General features: G+C 67.9%; 17 protein-coding genes. 8 read left to right on the forward strand and 9 right to left on the reverse strand.

Annotated features, from left to right (window positions below; translation table 11 throughout):
* Nucleotides 1–5: 5 nt before the first annotated feature.
* Entirely contained in the window at nucleotides 6–770 is a 765-nt protein-coding gene (locus tag KV203_RS08050) for an SDR family NAD(P)-dependent oxidoreductase (protein ID WP_066471550.1), read from the reverse strand.
* 99 nt (nucleotides 771–869) lie between these two features.
* Here KV203_RS08050 and KV203_RS08055 point away from each other — a divergent pair, with 99 nt between their 5' ends.
* Both KV203_RS08055 and KV203_RS08060 read left to right on the forward strand, forming a co-directional pair.
* On the forward strand, nucleotides 870–2,030 hold the full coding sequence (locus tag KV203_RS08055; RefSeq protein WP_066471547.1) for a thiolase family protein: 1,161 nt from the start codon (nucleotides 870–872) through the stop codon (nucleotides 2,028–2,030).
* 7 nt (nucleotides 2,031–2,037) lie between these two features.
* A complete protein-coding gene (locus KV203_RS08060; protein ID WP_066471545.1) occupies nucleotides 2,038–2,970 on the forward strand; it encodes an ArgK/MeaB family GTPase in 933 nt (310 codons plus the stop codon).
* Here the strand turns inward: KV203_RS08060 and KV203_RS08065 are convergent.
* A complete protein-coding gene (locus KV203_RS08065) occupies nucleotides 2,949–3,602 on the reverse strand; it encodes a TetR/AcrR family transcriptional regulator (RefSeq protein WP_066471825.1) in 654 nt (217 codons plus the stop codon). The genes KV203_RS08060 and KV203_RS08065 overlap by 22 nt on opposite strands.
* A gap of 172 nt (nucleotides 3,603–3,774) precedes the next feature.
* Here KV203_RS08065 and KV203_RS08070 point away from each other — a divergent pair, with 172 nt between their 5' ends.
* The 5 genes from KV203_RS08070 to KV203_RS08085 are packed head-to-tail and all read left to right on the forward strand — an operon-like array spanning nucleotide 3,775 to nucleotide 8,811.
* Nucleotides 3,775–4,560: an enoyl-CoA hydratase gene (locus KV203_RS08070; protein WP_066471543.1), complete on the forward strand. Its 786-nt coding sequence runs from the start codon at nucleotides 3,775–3,777 to the stop codon at nucleotides 4,558–4,560.
* A gap of 45 nt (nucleotides 4,561–4,605) precedes the next feature.
* Complete coding sequence (locus KV203_RS08075) at nucleotides 4,606–5,145, forward strand: MTB12 C-terminal domain-containing protein (RefSeq protein WP_066471541.1); 540 nt, start codon at nucleotides 4,606–4,608, stop codon at nucleotides 5,143–5,145.
* A 27-nt stretch (nucleotides 5,146–5,172) separates the two neighbouring features.
* Nucleotides 5,173–6,171: an enoyl-CoA hydratase/isomerase family protein gene (locus KV203_RS08080; protein WP_066471540.1), complete on the forward strand. Its 999-nt coding sequence runs from the start codon at nucleotides 5,173–5,175 to the stop codon at nucleotides 6,169–6,171.
* The gene (locus tag KV203_RS19585; RefSeq protein WP_083530125.1) at nucleotides 6,158–7,444 is read left to right on the forward strand and encodes a CoA transferase; all 1,287 of its coding nucleotides are present in this window, start codon (nucleotides 6,158–6,160) and stop codon (nucleotides 7,442–7,444) included. The genes KV203_RS08080 and KV203_RS19585 overlap by 14 nt, the downstream gene beginning before the upstream one ends.
* The gene (locus KV203_RS08085; protein ID WP_066471821.1) at nucleotides 7,441–8,811 is read left to right on the forward strand and encodes an amidohydrolase family protein; all 1,371 of its coding nucleotides are present in this window, start codon (nucleotides 7,441–7,443) and stop codon (nucleotides 8,809–8,811) included. The genes KV203_RS19585 and KV203_RS08085 overlap by 4 nt, the downstream gene beginning before the upstream one ends.
* A gap of 1 nt (nucleotide 8,812) precedes the next feature.
* Here the strand turns inward: KV203_RS08085 and KV203_RS08090 are convergent, their stop codons facing one another.
* The 7 genes from KV203_RS08090 to KV203_RS08120 all read right to left on the reverse strand — a co-directional run bounded on the left by KV203_RS08090 (nucleotide 8,813) and on the right by KV203_RS08120 (nucleotide 14,285).
* Nucleotides 8,813–9,091: a hypothetical protein gene (locus tag KV203_RS08090; RefSeq protein ID WP_066471538.1), complete on the reverse strand. Its 279-nt coding sequence runs from the start codon at nucleotides 9,089–9,091 to the stop codon at nucleotides 8,813–8,815.
* A gap of 38 nt (nucleotides 9,092–9,129) precedes the next feature.
* Nucleotides 9,130–9,867 (reverse strand): acyl-CoA dehydrogenase family protein, encoded by a 738-nt coding sequence (locus KV203_RS08095; protein WP_083530139.1) that lies wholly within the window; start codon nucleotides 9,865–9,867, stop codon nucleotides 9,130–9,132.
* A 62-nt stretch (nucleotides 9,868–9,929) separates the two neighbouring features.
* Nucleotides 9,930–11,051 (reverse strand): acyl-CoA dehydrogenase family protein, encoded by a 1,122-nt coding sequence (locus tag KV203_RS08100; RefSeq protein WP_066471531.1) that lies wholly within the window; start codon nucleotides 11,049–11,051, stop codon nucleotides 9,930–9,932.
* Nucleotides 11,048–11,464: a nuclear transport factor 2 family protein gene (locus KV203_RS08105; protein WP_066471528.1), complete on the reverse strand. Its 417-nt coding sequence runs from the start codon at nucleotides 11,462–11,464 to the stop codon at nucleotides 11,048–11,050. The genes KV203_RS08100 and KV203_RS08105 overlap by 4 nt, the downstream gene beginning before the upstream one ends.
* A complete protein-coding gene (locus KV203_RS08110; protein WP_066471820.1) occupies nucleotides 11,451–12,674 on the reverse strand; it encodes a metal-dependent hydrolase family protein in 1,224 nt (407 codons plus the stop codon). Before KV203_RS08110 ends, KV203_RS08105 begins: the two co-directional genes overlap by 14 nt.
* 5 nt (nucleotides 12,675–12,679) lie before the next feature.
* Entirely contained in the window at nucleotides 12,680–13,033 is a 354-nt protein-coding gene (locus tag KV203_RS08115; protein WP_066471527.1) for a hypothetical protein, read from the reverse strand.
* Nucleotides 13,017–14,285 carry an aromatic ring-hydroxylating oxygenase subunit alpha gene (locus tag KV203_RS08120; protein WP_066471526.1) on the reverse strand — a complete coding sequence of 423 codons (1,269 nt, stop codon included), beginning with the start codon at nucleotides 14,283–14,285 and terminating at the stop codon, nucleotides 13,017–13,019. The genes KV203_RS08115 and KV203_RS08120 overlap by 17 nt, the downstream gene beginning before the upstream one ends.
* Nucleotides 14,286–14,573: 288 nt before the next feature.
* Here KV203_RS08120 and KV203_RS08125 point away from each other — a divergent pair, with 288 nt between their 5' ends.
* Nucleotides 14,574–15,956, forward strand: coding sequence for an ABC transporter substrate-binding protein (locus KV203_RS08125; protein ID WP_066471525.1), 1,383 nt, complete (start codon nucleotides 14,574–14,576; stop codon nucleotides 15,954–15,956).
* Nucleotides 15,957–15,959 lie beyond the last annotated feature (3 nt).

Below are 15,959 nucleotides of genomic sequence, written 5' to 3' on the forward strand. Positions count from 1 at the left end.
CGACCTCAGCGTGGGGGGAAGCGCAACGCACCGTCGAGTCGGATGACCTCGCCGTTGAGGTAGTCGTTCTCCACGATCGCGGTGGCGAGCTGGGCGTACTCGTCGGAACGGCCCATCCGCTTGGGGAACGGCACCTGGGGACCCCAGTACTGCTCCAACTTGTCCGCGGCCTGGCCATAGGCGGGGGTGTTGACGGTGCCGGGCGCGATGGTCACCACCCGGATGCCGAGCGGGGACAGATCACGGGCGGCGACGAGGGTCATCGCAGCGACGCCACCCTTTGCGGCGGCGTAGGGGAGTTGGCCGATCTGTCCCTCGAAAGCGGCGATCGAGGCGGTGTTCACGATCACCCCGCGCCCGCCTTCGTCGAGCGGTTCGCTCTTCGCGATCGCCTCGGCCGACAGCCGCAGCACGTTGAACACGGCGGTGAGATAGAACTCGATCGTGGTACGAAATCCGGCCAGCTCCAGTGGCGAGCCGTCCTTGCCGATCAGCCGCCCGCCGGTCGCCGGCCCGCCATGGGTGTCGACCGAGATACGCAGTGGCGCAAGCTCGGCCGCGATGGCCACGGCCGCGCGTACCGAGTCCTCGTCGGTGGCGTCGGTGTGCACGTAGTGGATGCCGAGTTCGTCGGCGAGGTCCTTGCCCTTGTCGTCGGCGACGTCGGCGACCACGACCTGTGCGCCGGCGGCGTGCAGCCGCCGCACGGTGGCCTCGCCCAGCCCGCCGGTACCGCCCACGACAAGCGCGGAGCTTCCGCTGATGTGCACCGAGACCCTCCTTGTTACCGTTGCTCTCAGTCTGCGAGAATAATATTCTCGCACATAATTCGAATTGGCCACGATCGAATTCGATCGAGGAGGTCTCTCATGCCCGAAGCGATCATCGTCGCTGCCGTCCGCACGCCGATCGGCACGGCCCGCAAAGGGTCGTTACGTGATACGACGGCATTCGATCTTGCGCACGATGTGGTCGGCGCCTCGGCCCAGCGTTTGGCGACTGCCGGCGCCGAGCTCGCGGAGATCGACGATGTCATCCTCGGCGAGGGCCGCTACGGCGGTGGGGTGCTCGCCCGCCATGCGGCGATCACGGCCGGCTTGACCACCGTGCCGGGCCTCGCGCAGAACCGGCACTGCGCCGCGGGCATGGCTGCGGTGCAGTCCGCGGCTGCGAACATCCGAGCCGGTATGGCCGAATTGGTGATTGCCGGGGGAGTGAACAGCGAATCCACCGCACCCCGGGCGCGGTTCCGGGTCGGCGCCGACGAGTGGATCGATCCCTGGGTGTCGCCGACCCATCCGGATCGGCCGGACGCCCCGGCCATGGACATGTCCATCACGGTCGGTTGGAACACGGCCGTGAAGGCCGGAATCAGCCGAGACGAGATGGACGCGTGGGCGGTGCGGTCGCACCGCAACGCGATCGCGGCGATCGACGAGGGCCGGTTCGCCGCCGAAGTGATCCCGGTAACCACCCCGCATGGGGTGTTCGACACCGACGAACACCCGCGCCGGGACACCAGCGTCGAGCGGTTGGCCGGGCTGAAGCCGTTGCATCCGGAGATCGACGGCTTCTCGATCACGGCGGGCAACGCGTCCGGAATGAACGACGGTGCCGCTGCACTGGCCGTAGCCGCCGATGCGACCGGTCTGCCGGCGCTGGGCTATATCCGTTCCTGGGCATCGGTCGGCGTCGATCCGGCGTTCACCGGGCTTGCGCCGATCGAGGCGATCACCAAGGCGGTGCGTCGGGCCGGTATCTCGCTCGACGAGCTGCGGCTGATCGAGATCAACGAAGCGTTCGCGTCGGTACCGCTGGCGGCGATCCGCGCGCTCGATCTGAACCCGGAGATCGTCAACTACAGCGGCAGCGGCTGTTCGCTCGGCCACCCGGTGGCGGCAACCGGTGCCCGGATGATCGTCACCCTGGTGCACGAGCTGCGCCGGCGTGGCGGCGGGTTCGGTGTCGCTGCGCTCTGCGCCGGCGGTGGCATGGGTTCGGCGACGGTGGTCGAGGTGCCGGCCGGATGAGGTTCCGGTGACGCGCGACGACGTCCGCTCTGCCGGACCGGACGTCGCCGAGTTGTTGGCCGGTGCTCGGGCCGGTTCGATCCGCGCGGTGGGCAAACTGCTGAGCCTGGTCGAAAGCGATCGGCGGAGCGAGGTGCAGGCGCTGGTGGGCGCCGCCCGCACTCGCGTCATCGGCATCACCGGCCCACCCGGTGCCGGCAAGTCCAGCACGATCGCCGTGCTGGTAGCCGCCTATCGAGCGCGGGGTCTGCGGGTCGCGGTGCTCGCCGTCGACCCGTCCTCGCCGTACAGCGGGGGCGCGTTGCTGGGCGACCGGATTCGGATGGCGCAGCATATCGACGATCCCGGGGTGCTGATCCGATCTGTTGCTGCGCGGGGACACGTCGGTGGGCTTGCCGAGGCCGTGCCGGCGGCCGTCGGCTTGCTCGCGGCGCTCGATTACGAGCTGGTGGTGCTGGAAACCGTGGGCGTCGGCCAATCGGAGATCGAGATCGCCGCGGTCGCCGATCCGATCCTGGTGATCCTGAATCCCGGCGCCGGTGACGCGGTACAGGCGGCCAAGGCCGGCCTGCTCGAAGTGGCCGACCTTCTGGTGGTGAACAAAGCCGACCGGGACGGGGCCGACCAGACGGTGCGGGAGCTCCGGGCCGAGTCGAGCGTGCCGATCCTCACCCTGATCGCCTCCCGTGGCGAGCGGGTCGACGAGCTGGTGGCGGCGATCGATGCGCACCAGCGGTCGGATACCGGGGATCGCCGGACCGCGCGCGCCCGGTCACAGATCCTGTCGCTGGCACAAACCCGGCTCCGCGCGCACCCGGCCTTGGACGAGCTGGCCGACGCGGTCGCCCGCGGCGGGATCGATCCCTATCGTGCCGCCGGCCACCTGGTGCGAGCCGCGTCGGACGAGAACTTTGCCGGTCAGGTGCGAGCGAATCCGTAGGCGCAGAACCGCCAGACCTCGGCCGCGCTGATCGGGTGCTGGGTCTCCTCGTCGGTCGCGCCGGCCGACTGAGCGGTGAACATGACGGTCTGCATCACCATCGCTGCCGCGCGCCGGGCGTTGATCTCGGCGCTGAGCTCCCCGGCCGCCACGGCCAGCTCCATCAGTTCGGTGAACAGCGCCAACATCGGCGCGTGGGCAACCTTCACCTGCGCCGGGTGCGATACCAGCAATTGTGGCGCGAAGTCGGTGAACAGCGGGCGCTGGGCGGCCGGATCCGGCCGGCACAACTCGAACAACAGCTCCACGGTGACCTGAAGTTTGTCCATCGGGTCGGTCTGCCCGCCGGCTGCAGCGTGGAGTTGTTCGGCGGTGCGTGCCAACGCATCTTCGAACAGCGCGAGCAGCAGCTCGTGCTTACCGTCGAACTGGAGGTAGAAGCTGCGCAACGACTGCCGCGAGCGGTCCACGACCTCCTGCACCGTGAAGTCGGTCGTCCCCTTCTCCGTGATGATGGCTTGCGCAGCGTCGAGGAATCGTTGCACCCGTTCTTCTGCGCGCAACTTCGCTGAGCGCAGCGACCGTTCGACAGCGCGCTGCTTCCACGCCGGCTCCTCGCTCGGGCTGGTCACGGTCACCTCGATTCCCCGGTGGTGGAAGAGAACATGGATGCACCCTACCGGAGAATGGCATGTAGCAGTAACCCCGCCGAGGCGGTCGTGGCAGGTTTGTTGGAATAGTGACTTCCAATAGTGAGAATGCTATTCTCTTCGCACTCCGATCGCGCGGTTAAGGAGCCCGAGTTTGTTTATCCGTTACCAGGTCGCAGACCGTATCGGCACGATCACGCTGAACCGCCCCGAGGCGGCCAACGCGCAGAACGGCGAGCTGCTCGACCAGTTGGACGCGGCATGGCAGCAGGCGGCCGCGGACCCGGACGTGGCGGTCGTCGTGCTCCGGGCCGAGGGTAAGCACTTCTCGGCCGGGCACGACCTCAAGGGCAGCTCGCCCGCGGAGTCCGGGCCCATCACCTTGGAACGTATCTATCAGGTCGAGGCCAGGCGCTACCTCGAATACTCGTTGCGCTGGCGCAATATGCCCAAGCCGTCGATCGCCGCCGTGCAGGGCAGGTGTATCGCGGGTGGCTTGTTGCTGTGCTGGCCGTGTGATCTCATCATCGCCGCCGACGACGCCCAGTTTTCCGATCCGGTGGTCATGATGGGCATCGGGGGTGTGGAATATCACGGTCACACGTGGGAACTCGGCGCGCGCAAGGCAAAGGAGATCTTGTTTACCGGCCGGCCGGTGACCGCCGAGGAGGCACGCCAGACCGGCATGGTGAATCGGGTGGTGGCACGCGCCGAACTGGATGAACGTACGCGTGAATTGGCTGCGCAGATCGCGGCGATGCCGCCCTTCGGACTGCGCCAGGCCAAGCGCGCGGTGAATCAGACCCTCGACGTGCAGGGCTTCTACGCGGCGATCCAGGCGGTCTTCGATGTGCATCAAACCGGGCACGGGAATGCATTGAGCGTCAGCGGTTTTCCGATTCTGACCCAGCTGGCCGAAATGAAAAACAACATCAAGTAATGGCGGAGTTTCCCCGCTACCCCATCCAAGAAACGAGGAAGTTTCATGCGTACATCGCTCACCGGGCGGGTCGTGGCCGGCTGCGGCATGGTTGTCGTGGCAGCGGGAATCGTCACCGGTTGTAGTTCCGACGACAGCTCGGGTGACAGCGCTACCACCACCTCGGCGAGTTCGTCGGCTGTCTCGTCGTCGGCTGCGTCGACGTCTGCTGCGTCGACGTCTGCGGAGGCCATGCCGGCAGATTCCGCGGCCGCGCAAGCAGCGATTACCAAGGCGTACACCACCTTCTTCGACGGGACCCTGCCGCCGGAAGAGCGGGCCACCGCGGTCGAGAAGGGCGACGTCTTCCTCCCGATCCTGCAGGCGCAGGCGGCCAATCCGTCGGGCGCCACGGTTGCCGTGGGGACCGTCACGCTGAAAGACGCGACCAACGCCGATGTCGGCTACACCCTGTCGATCGGGGGTAATCCGGTGCTGCCCGACCAGACCGGTCAAGCAGTAGAGCTCGATGGCAGCTGGAAGGTCGCTGCCGCCACATTCTGTGCGCTGCTCGCGGTCCAGGGCGGCAACTCCCCGGCCTGCTGAGCCGCCGCCGCGCGATCGGCGCCGGCGATGATCACGGTCCGACTCGACGAATTGGTGACAGACGTCGGGGACGTCAGGCATCACCCGCTCGTCCTGATCGATCTGGACGGGGTGCGCTGGCCGCACTCGTCCGCGTCGATCCGGCTGCTGCGCCGGACCCCGGTCGTCCTGGTCGGTATCGCGAGCGCGCCGTTGCCCGATGCCGCAGCCCCGCTGCTCGGTGCGCTGGACTGCACCCTGGCGCCGGCGGGCCCGGGCCGGACGTGGGCGCGGGCGACCACCGCCGACGTGGCCGCCATCCGGGCGACGGTCGCCGGCGCGCCCAGCGCGGCGGTCGCGCTGGTCGACCTGTTGCGGATCACCGCGGCGGCGTCGGTTCGCGACGCATTGGCCGCCGAGTCGTTCGCGTATTCCATGCTGCTCGCCGGCGGCGAGTTCGCGACCTGGCGGGCTACCCGGCCACGGTCACCGATACCGGTGACGGCGGAGCCTGTTCTGGTGGAACGAGCCGATGACGAACTGGTGGTGCGCCTCAATCGGCCGCATCGGCGCAACGCCTTCGATCGATCGATCCGGGACGGCCTGGTCGATGCGCTCGCGCTCGCCGAGATCGATCCGTCGATCCGCCGGGTGGTCTTGTGTGGCAACGGTGTGTCCTTCTCCAGCGGAGGAGATCTGGACGAGTTCGGCACCGCGGAGGATGTGAGCCGGGCCCACCTGATCCGGATGCAGCAGAGTGCCGGCTACGCCGTCCACCGGATTGCCGATCGGGTCCACGCACATCTGCACGGCGCGTGCATCGGTGCCGGGATCGAGGTGCCGGCGTTCGCGCACCGGGTCGTCTGCCGCTCGGACACGTGGTTCCAGCTTCCGGAGTTGTCGATGGGGTTGGTGCCCGGCGCGGGCGGGACGGTCGGCATCCCGCGCCGGATCGGTCGCTGGCGGACTGCGTTCCTCGCGTTGACCGGGCGTCCGATCGACAGCGCCACGGCGCTCGACTGGGGGTTGGTCGATGCCGGAGAGTAGTCGGGGCGCCGTGTCGGAGGCGCAGTTGTGGGCCGCGTCCGGCGCCATGGCGTTGACCGGTCGGCCCGGCGGTCCGCCGCGGGTGGCGCCGGGGGCACCGGCCACGGTCTGTCACCTGGCGTTGCGTCGGGTAGCCCGCTACACGCGCCAGCGCAGCGGCGCTACCCCGATCCTGCCCGGCGTCACGGTGCTCGGCGAGCGGGCAGCGGTGAGCCGGCTGACCCGCAACGGTCCGTGGTCGTGCGGTGGATCGTTCCGGCCGCTGCGCACTTCGGATGGCTGGATCGGTCTGTCCCTGTCCCGGGTCGAGGACCGAGAGCTGTTGCCGGCGTTACTCGAACAAGAGGCGCTCGAACAAGAGGTGACCGGACCACCGCTCGGGCCCGGTGGCGGGTGGGATCGGGTGGCAGCGTGGGCCCGGTCGACGCCCACCGCGGTGGCGGCCGAACGAATGCACTTGCTCGGTCTCGCCGGTACGGCGTTACCCGATCCGGCGCGGTCGGGTCGACGTGGCGTCGAGGTGCGTGAGTTCGGGGTTCGGCGGCATCGGCGAGAACGTCCACACGTCGTCGATCTCACCGCGTTGTGGGCCGGTCCGCTCTGTGCCCACCTGCTCGGCCTGGGCGGCGCCGAGATCGTCAAGGTCGAGAACCGCGGGCGTCCCGACGGCGCCCGGCGTGGACCCGACCGGTTCTTCGATCTCCTGCACGGCGGCCACGCGATGGTGGCGCTGGATCTGCGCGACCCGCACGACCTCGATCAGCTCCGCCGGCTGATCGACGACGCCGACCTGGTCCTGGAAAGCTCCCGGCCGCGGGTGATGTCGCACTTCGGGATCGATGCCGAAGAGGTCGTCGCCGGCGGTACCTCCTGGCTGTCGGTCACCGCCCGCGGCCGCGACTCGAACACGATCGGTTTCGGGGACGACACCGCGGCCGGCGCGGGGCTGGTAACGCTGGATCGGGGTGAGCCGGTGCCCTGCGGTGACGCCGTCGCCGATCCGCTGGCCGGCGTATGTGCCGCCGCGGCGGCGAGCGCGGCTCTGGTCGCCGAGCGGGCTCAGCTGATCGACGTGTCGCTGCTGCACGTCGCCCACGATGCGGCGACGATAGCGACGACCGGGCACGACCACTCGGTGGTTCGGGAGGAGGGATTGTGGTGGCTGCGGACCGATCGAGCGCGGATCGCAGTCGCCGAGCCGGTGTGTCGGCGGGCGGCACAGCCGGCGGCCGGAATCGGTGCCGACAACCTGCGGGTGCTGTCGAGCCGGTGAGACTGCTGCTGCGCGACGTGGCGGTCGACGGTAGCCGGACCGATGTGCGCGTGGTCGGTGGTCGGATTCGGCAGCTGGGTGTCCGACTGCCGCATCGGGGTGCCCAAACCGTCGTGGAAGGTGGCGGGGGCGCGCTGATCCCGGGACTCCACGACCATCACCTCCACCTGTTGGCGATGGCTGCGGCCGCGCGGTCGGTCGACTGCGGCCCACCCGCGGTGCGTGATCTCGCCGGGCTCCGGGCCGCCCTGCAGCGGACGTCGGCAAGCGGATGGGTACGCGGAATCGGGTACCACGAATCGGTGGCCGGGCCGCTGGATCGCGATGTTCTCGACCGGCTCGTTCCGGACCGGCCGGTGCGTGTCCAGCACCGTAGTGGTGCGTTGTGGATGCTGAACAGCGCTGCGCTGGAACGGGTATCGGGAGTGCTCGACGCCGGCTCCGACGTCGGTCGGGACTCGCAGGGCCGGCCCGACGGTCGCCTGTGGCGGTACGACGAACGGCTACGCTCGGCCCTCCCGACCGAACCCCCGGATCTGGCAGCGGTCGGGCGGCAGCTGACCCGTTACGGCATCACCGGGGTGACGGATGCGACACCGGATCTGGACGCCACCGCGATCGAGATGCTGGCCGGCGCGCGCCGGACCGGCGCGATTCCCCAACGCATCACCCTGCTGGGGGCGCCGCTCGGTGTCACGCTGCCGGACGGTCTCGACATCGGCCCGTACAAGTTGCTTCTGCACGACCACGACCTGCCGTCGTTCGACGAACTACGCGCGCGGATCGCGGCCGCCCGCGAGCATGGCCGGCCGGTGGCCGTGCACTGTGTCACCCGCGAGTCGTTGCTGTTGACGCTGGCCGTACTCGGTGCGGTAGGCGCCCGTCCCGGCGATCGCATCGAGCATGCCGCAGTGGTGCCACCCGATGTGGTGCACCAGCTTTCGCAACTCGGGCTCGCAGTGGTGACCCAGCCCGGGTTCCTGTACGCCCGCGGCGACACCTACCTGCGCGAGGTCGCAGCCGATGACCTCGAATGCCTGTACCCGTATGCCAGGCTGGCATCGCACGGGGTGCCGGTGGCGCCGTCCAGCGACGCGCCGTACGGCCCACTCTCGCCGTGGCGGGTGATCCGTTCGGCGATCGAGCGTCGCACCGATTCCGGAGTTGTCCTCGGTGCGGCGGACCGGGTCGACGCCGCGTCGGTGCTCGCCGGGTACTTCAGTCCGCCGGAGCGTCCCGGCCGTTCACCCCGGCGCATCGTCGTCGGCGCGCGGGTGGATCTGGCCCTGTTCGCCGCCCCGTTGAGTCGGGTGCTCGACAACGAGGCGGGCGGCACGGCTCCACCGACGATGATCTACGGTGCCTGACTCACAGTGCCGCGCAAAGCCGGTCGATCACTTTGCGGCTTGCGACCCCCCAGATATCCTGGCCCCGCGCCTGAATGTCCAACCGACTGGTTTCGGCTGTGGGGCCGGATAAAACGGATACCCGCAGCCGCACCGGATTCAGCCCGTAGCGTGTTTTCACGACCAGGAATCGCGAGTTTTCCTGCGCTTCCTCGATCGTCCCCAGCGATGCGGCAGCGGCCTGCAGTCGGTCCCAGGCTGCGGCCGTGGGCATTTGCAGTTCGACGGTTCTGGCGGTCATATCGCAATTCTATTCCGGGATCAGCCCCTGTTACGAGGTCAAAGTCGAGCGAGCCTGGGCGCACTGCCGCGGGCGCGGATCGTTGCGCCGGCTTCGCGGGTGAGTTCGCGTGAGCTGCCGAGCAAACCGTCCAGAGCGAGGACGCGTCGCACGTGCCGATGCAGTGGGTGTTCCGCGGTGAAACCGACGCCGCCGAGTACCTGCTGACAGTGTCGGGCGGCGGTGGCCCCGGCGTTGCCCGCCGCGACCTTGGCCAGCAGTGCGGTCGGCGTGCCGTCGTCGGTATCGGCGGCCTCCGCGGCTACGGTCAGGGCTGCCTCGGCGCCGTCGAGCGCGACCAATGTCTCGGCCAGGCGATGCCGGACGGCCTGGAACGATGCGATCGGTCGGCCGAACTGGGTGCGCTGCAGCGCATGGCTGCGGGCCAGCTGCAGCATCGCATTCCCGGCGCCGAGCAACCACCAGCCGATCGCCCGCCGGCCGGCGGCAAGCGCCTCGGCGGAAAGCTCGACGCCGTCGGGCACGCGGCGCAGCGGCAGAATCTCCACGTCGATATCGGGGTCCCAGGCCACCCATCCGTTTCCGGCGAACGGTAGCGGGCCGGCATCGGCACCGGCCCGGGATAGCACGTCGAGCAGCACCGACGCGTGCGTGCCGGTCTCCCCGAGCAGCCGGAACACCATCGGCACAGCCACCTGCGGTGCGTCGTCCAGCAGTTCACGCCAGCCCAGTTCCGCGAGTGCGGCGTCCAGCGCCGGACCGTCGGCGCCGCTCATGGCGCGGCGCAGCGTGTCGGCGAGCAGTGCGAGCTCGTCCGGATCCAGGTCGAGCTGAGCGGTCACGCCGACTCCTTTCCGAGATCGAGCAGGCGGCGGGCGATGATATTGCGCTGGATCTCGGCGGTGCCCCCGTAGATCGTTGCGGCTCGGGAGTAGAGGAATTCGGTGCGCCACCGGTCGTCGTCCAGCTCTATCGCCCCGGGTAAGACGTCGCGCGCGGTGTCGAACAGCCGTTGCTCGGCGGTTGCCAGCAGCACCTTGTCGATCGAGGTCTCCGGGCCCAGTCGGGCACCCGCGGCGAGCCGGCGTTGGGTGAGCAATGATCGGCACCGGGTGGTATGCAGCATCGTGAACACTTCGCCGAGCGCGGGGTCCTCGGCCGAATCGGTCGAGTCGGTCTCGGCCAGAACCTGATCGAGCCGGGTGAACAGGTACGCGATCCGGTGCCAGAAGCAGGTGGACCGCTCGAACGGCAGCAGATCCATCGCCAGCTGCCAGCCGTCGCCGGGGGTGCCGAGCATTCGATCAGAAGGCACCAGCACGTCGTCGAAGAACACCTCGGCGAACTCGTCCACCCCGTGCATAGTCTGTAGGGGACGCACGGTGATGCCCGGGGAATCCATGTCGACGAAGAAAGCGGTGATCCCGCGGTGTCCCGGTGCGGTGCGGGTCAGCAGCACGCAGCGGGCCGCGTACTGGGCGAGGCTGGTCCACACTTTCTGTCCGGAGACCACCCAGTCCGCGCCGCGGGGGATGGCCCTGGTGGTCAGCGAGGCCAGGTCGCTACCGGACTCGGGCTCGGAGAATCCTTGGCACCACAGCTCGGCGCCGGACAACAGCCGTGGCACCATCTCCGCCGCCAGATCGGGGCGGGCGTAGTCGATCATCGTCGGTGCCAGCACCTCGATCAGCGACCAGATGCCGGGCTCGGCGAGGTCTCGGGTCGCGACCTCTTCACCCAGTACCGCGCGCAGCGCGGCCGGTCCGCCCAATCCGCCGGCCGCGGTCGGCCAGCCGTATCGCATCCAGTCGGCGTCGAACAAGGCCTTTCGCACCCGCAACAACTGGGCGACCTGGCCGTCGAGCGAATGATCCGGGCCCGGCGTCAGGTCGTGTTCGCCCAACCACGCCTGCAGCCCGCTCCGGAATTCGGCGATGCCGGGTACGGGGTCGGCGCTCATGTGCGGGAATGCTCGAAAGCATGCGGGATCCCCGCGTCGTGGTCGCCGCTGCGTCGGATGAAGGTCATCCGGCGAGTCTTTATCCGCCAGCCGTCGTCGGTCCGCACCAACGCGTCGGTGTAATAGCCGATCCGCATGTCGTGGGTCGCGTGATCGACGAAGCACAGTGGCTGGGTGCCGGCGGCGGTGTCGCCGTCGATGTCCAACACCGGAAGTCCGGTGAGGAAAAGTCCTTTCGGGGCGGCCGCCACCAACTCCGGGAACAGATCGAGCGAGTAGGTGTCGCCGAATGCGCTGTAGCTGCCGTCCGGGGTGAAAACCGCCAACAGACCCTCGATGTCGCCCCGGGTGATGGTCACCGCGTACCGGGCGAGCACTTGCTGGATCTCCAGCAGATCGTCACTTCTGGACATAGATCTTTCCGCCTTTCATCACGAACCGCACATCCCGGGTGACGGCGATGTCGTCGGTCGGGTCCCCGGGCACGCCGATCACATCGGCCAGCTGTCCCGCGGCCAGTCGGCCGCGGTCGTCCACGCCGATCAGCTCCGCGCCGCGGATCGTGGCGGCGCGCAACACGTCGTCGGCCGGCAGCCCGCGATCCACCAATGCCACCAACTCGTCGGCGTTGCGGCCGTGTGGAATCGCCGGTGCGTCGGTGCCGACCGCGATCTTCACCCCGGCCCGGTAGGCGGCGAGCACCGACGTGCGCGCCTTCGGAAACATCTGGGCCGCCTTGGCCTGCAGCTTCGGATCGGCCTTCGACACGTCCATCGCGTCGGCCAGTCGGGTCGTGGGCACCAGCCAGGTGCCGTGCTTTACCATGAGCTCGATCGCCTCGTCGTCGATCAGGAATCCGTGCTCGATGCAGTCGATTCCGGCGTCGACCGCGTGCTTTACCGCATCCGCGCCGTGCGTGTGGGCCGCCACCCGCAGGCCCCGCCGGTGCGCCTCGTCGACGATCGCGCGCAGCTCCTCATCCGAATAGTGCTGCGCACCGGGCGCACCGGTAAGCGACATCACCCCGCCGGACACGCAGATCTTGATCAGTTGGGCGCCGTGCTTGATCTGATAGCGGACCGCTTTGCGCACCTCGTCGACACCGTTGGCGATGCCTTCCTCCAGCGTCAGCTGCAGGACGTCGGGGGCGAACGCAGCGAACATCGTGGGATCCAGATGCCCGCCGGTCGGGGTGATCGCATGCCCGGCCGGAACGATCCGCGGGCCGTCGATCCAGCCCGCGTCGATCGCCTTACCCAGTGCGACGTCGAGGAGGTAACCGCCGGTCTTGACGAACAATCCCAGGTTGCGCACGGTGGTGAAGCCCGCGCGCAGGGTGCGCCGGGCATTGCCGACGGCACGGAGCATCCGCAACGCGGGATCGTCGGTGACGCTCGAGGCCAGGCCGGTCTCGCCGCGCCCGCCCATCAGCAGATTGACCTCCATATCCATCAGGCCGGGCAGCAGGACGAGATCGCCGAGATCGACGACCTCGCCGTCGCCGTCGGTGTCGCCGCCGACGCCGACGATCCGGTCGTCCTCGATCCGGAGGAGCCCGGGTCGAACGATCTCGCCCGAGTCCACATCGAGCAGCCCGGCCGCTCGCAGGGTCAGCGCCGGCATCGACGTCACACCATCGGTTCGTGCACGATATCCAGATACGCCGCACCGGAATCCGGCACCCGCGGCTGCTTCCACACTTCGATCGGGAACGACACCATCACCAATGACTGCAGCAGGTGGAACAGGTTGCGGGCGTCGTCGGGCAGGTCCGGCCATTCGAAGGTGTCGAGATATGCCAAGGCGTCCTGCAGCCGAGCGAACACCGTGTCGTAGAGATCCTGCATCTGGTCCATGCTGGACGCGAGGCGCTTGGCATAGCGTTCCGGCTCGGTGGCCAGCACCCAGTCCGCGAAGCGTTCCAGGTCGGCGAACTGTTCCGGCAGGAGGGTGTCGGTGCGGATGTCAGTGGGCGCGACCATTGCGGTACTCCTCGACGATGCGCTGGGCGGTCTTGTGCAGATGACGGAGCAGGATCTCTTGATCGTTGAGCGGGAAGTCGGTCACCTCGCGGGTGGCGATCATGGTCTGGGTGGCTTCCAAGGTATTCGCGTCCTGCAGCGCGTACTCCTTGAAGGTCACTCCGGCCAGTTCCTGAGCCAGCCGGTCCCGAGCGTTCTTGGCCGGAACGAAGTAGAGGCTGGCCTCGAAGATGTGCTTGTCCACCGCGGTCGGCCAGTAGTGATACGTCAGGAACCAGCCGGGCGCCCAGAACAGCAGCGACATGTTCGGGAAGAACTCGAACTCGTCGACCCCCCAGGCCTTGTGGCGTGCCGGGTTGATGCCCACCGGAAGCGGTTCGAGGCCGTCGATATCGGGCCGGTCCCACGGACCGAACAGGCCGCTGCGTAGCTCGCGTTCGATCGGTTTCACCATCGACGGGTCCTTCGGCGGCGCCATTCCGCCCCAGGACGAGATCATCGAGTGCGGTGCGGCGATCTCGTAATGGAGTGCTTCGTAACCGAATCCGGCCAGCTTGTCGGCTTCGTCCTTCACCGCTTGCTTCTGGTGCAGGATCGGCGCGTGGTAGAACTCGGCGAACGCGTCGATGAACAGCTTCCAGTTGGAGCCGACCTCGGCCCGGTAGCTGAACACCTCGCTCATCTGATCGAACGGGTAGCCTTCCAGGCCCTTGGCGAGCGGCCCGAGATACTCGACGAGCGGCCGGGCCTCGGGGTCGAGGTTGACGAAGATGAAACCTTCCCACACCTCACAGCGCACCGCTTTGAGTCCGAACCGGGACTTGTCCAGGTCGAAGAACTCACCCTCCTGCTGCACGAAGGTCAGCTCACCGTCGAGGCCGTAGCGCCAGGCGTGATACTTGCAGGTGAACTGGCGGCAGGTACCGGAGGTCTCTTCGCCGGGGTAGTCGTCCCACACCAGCTTGTTGCCACGGTGGCGGCAGATGTTGTGAAACGCCCGAATCTGCTTTTCCCGGTCCTTGACGATGATCAGTGACGTCCCGACGCAGGCCAACTCCTTGGTGAAGTAGCTACCGACCTTGGGCAGCCGGTTCACCCGCCCGACGTTCAACCAGGTCCGACGGAAGATGGCCTGGCGCTCGTCCTCGTAGAAGGCGGGATCGATCGAGTCGGTGTAGTCCACCGGCTCCGTGCCCAGCTCGGGATAGTTCTGCGTCCAGCTCCCTGCTGCTGGTTTGGTGAAGTGTGCCAACGGATTCCCTTCCGGTGCCGGCGTTGTCGGTCGGCGGCGCTCGACAGCCCGGCACACCGTGCCGAACCAGCGGAACGGCAACGCCGCGCCACGTTCATGAGAATAACATTCTCCTTCAGAGAGTGGAATGTTCTTGGCTTTGGCCTGTGGCGATGTGGCGCCGGTCGGGCCGACGGCCGGGGAAGTCGGCCGATCTCGCGGTGGCTTGCGGCAGCCGTCGCTATTGTAATTGCCCAGATATGAGAAGATGATTTCCGCACCTGGCAGTGCCGCCCCGAGGAGGATCCGGTGAAACCGCAGCGAATCGTTGTCGCCGTGCTGGCGATCGTGCTCCTGGCGGCCGGCTGCGGCCGGGACGGTGGCACGACAGAGACGACCGAAAGTCGGACCGGCAGCTCGACGACGTCGGGCGATTTCGGCACGCTGGCGAATGTCTGTCAGTCCGGCAACCCGTCCGGTGCGCCCGCCCAGGGGGTCACCGACACCGAGATCGACGTGGGCGTCTTCACCGATACCGGGTTCACCAAGAATCCGGACCTGGTCGACGCAGCCAAGGTGTTCACCTCCTGGTGCAACGCCGCCGGCGGGATCAACGGCCGCAAGGTGGTCGCGAATCTGCACGACACCAAGTTGATGGAGGTCCGTCAGCGCATGCTGGAGGCCTGTCGGGAGGACTTCGTGCTGGCCGGCGGCAGTGCCGCGCTGGACAGTCTCGGCGTGAAGGATCGGCTCTCCTGCCTGCTGCCGGAATTTCCGGCACAGGTGAGCCAGACGGCGAACACCGGTTCGGACCTGCAGGTCGGTGCCGGAGCTGCGGTGTCGGAGAACGTCAACCCGTACACCGGGTTCCAGGATTGGCTGATCAACGAGGCATATCCGGACTCCAAAGGCGCGATCGGGATGATCGTCGGGGACAACCCGATCACCAAGGTGATGGCCGAGAAGCTCGACGAGTCGCTCACCGCGGCCGGCGCCAAGGTCGCCTACAACGACCTGTACCCGATCTCCGGCGTCCCGGACTGGACTCCCTACGCGCAGGCGATCAAGTCGCAGAACATCAAGGGCCTCATCTTCTACGGCGACTTCCGTTACCTGGCCAAGCTGGAGGATGTGCTCACCGGGATGGATTACAAGTTGGACTGGATCGACGCCAACGCCAACTCCTACAACCAGACCTTCCTGGACGAGGCAAAGGGATCGCTCGGGTTCCAGAACAACGTGCTCGACATGAGCGGTACGGCGCCGCTGGATGCCGCGGACAAGGTGCCGGCGGTGCAGGAGCTGAAAGATCTGTTCCAGCAGTACGCGCCCGGCAGCCCGATCACCTTCCAGGTGCTGCGCGCATTCCAGTCCTGGCTGCTGTTCGCAAAGTCGGCGAGCAGCTGCGGTAACGAGCTCACCCGCAAGTGCATCTACGAGTCGGCGCGCGCTGAGACCGATTGGACAGCTGGGGGTTTGGTCGCACCGGTCGATCTGTCCAAGCCGCTCGCCGATCAGCCGCGGTGCTTCAACGTGCAGCAGGCAGGCCCGGATGGTTGGCACAGCGCCGATTTCGGCGCCGACACCGACGGCCTGTACCGCTGCGGCTTTACTCCCTACCGGTACACGGGAGACTTCGGCACGCCGACCACGCTTGCCGATGTCGGTAAGAGCATGGCCGATCTGAACTGACGA

Source organism: Skermania piniformis, from assembly GCF_019285775.1.
Classification (GTDB): domain Bacteria; phylum Actinomycetota; class Actinomycetes; order Mycobacteriales; family Mycobacteriaceae; genus Skermania; species Skermania pinensis.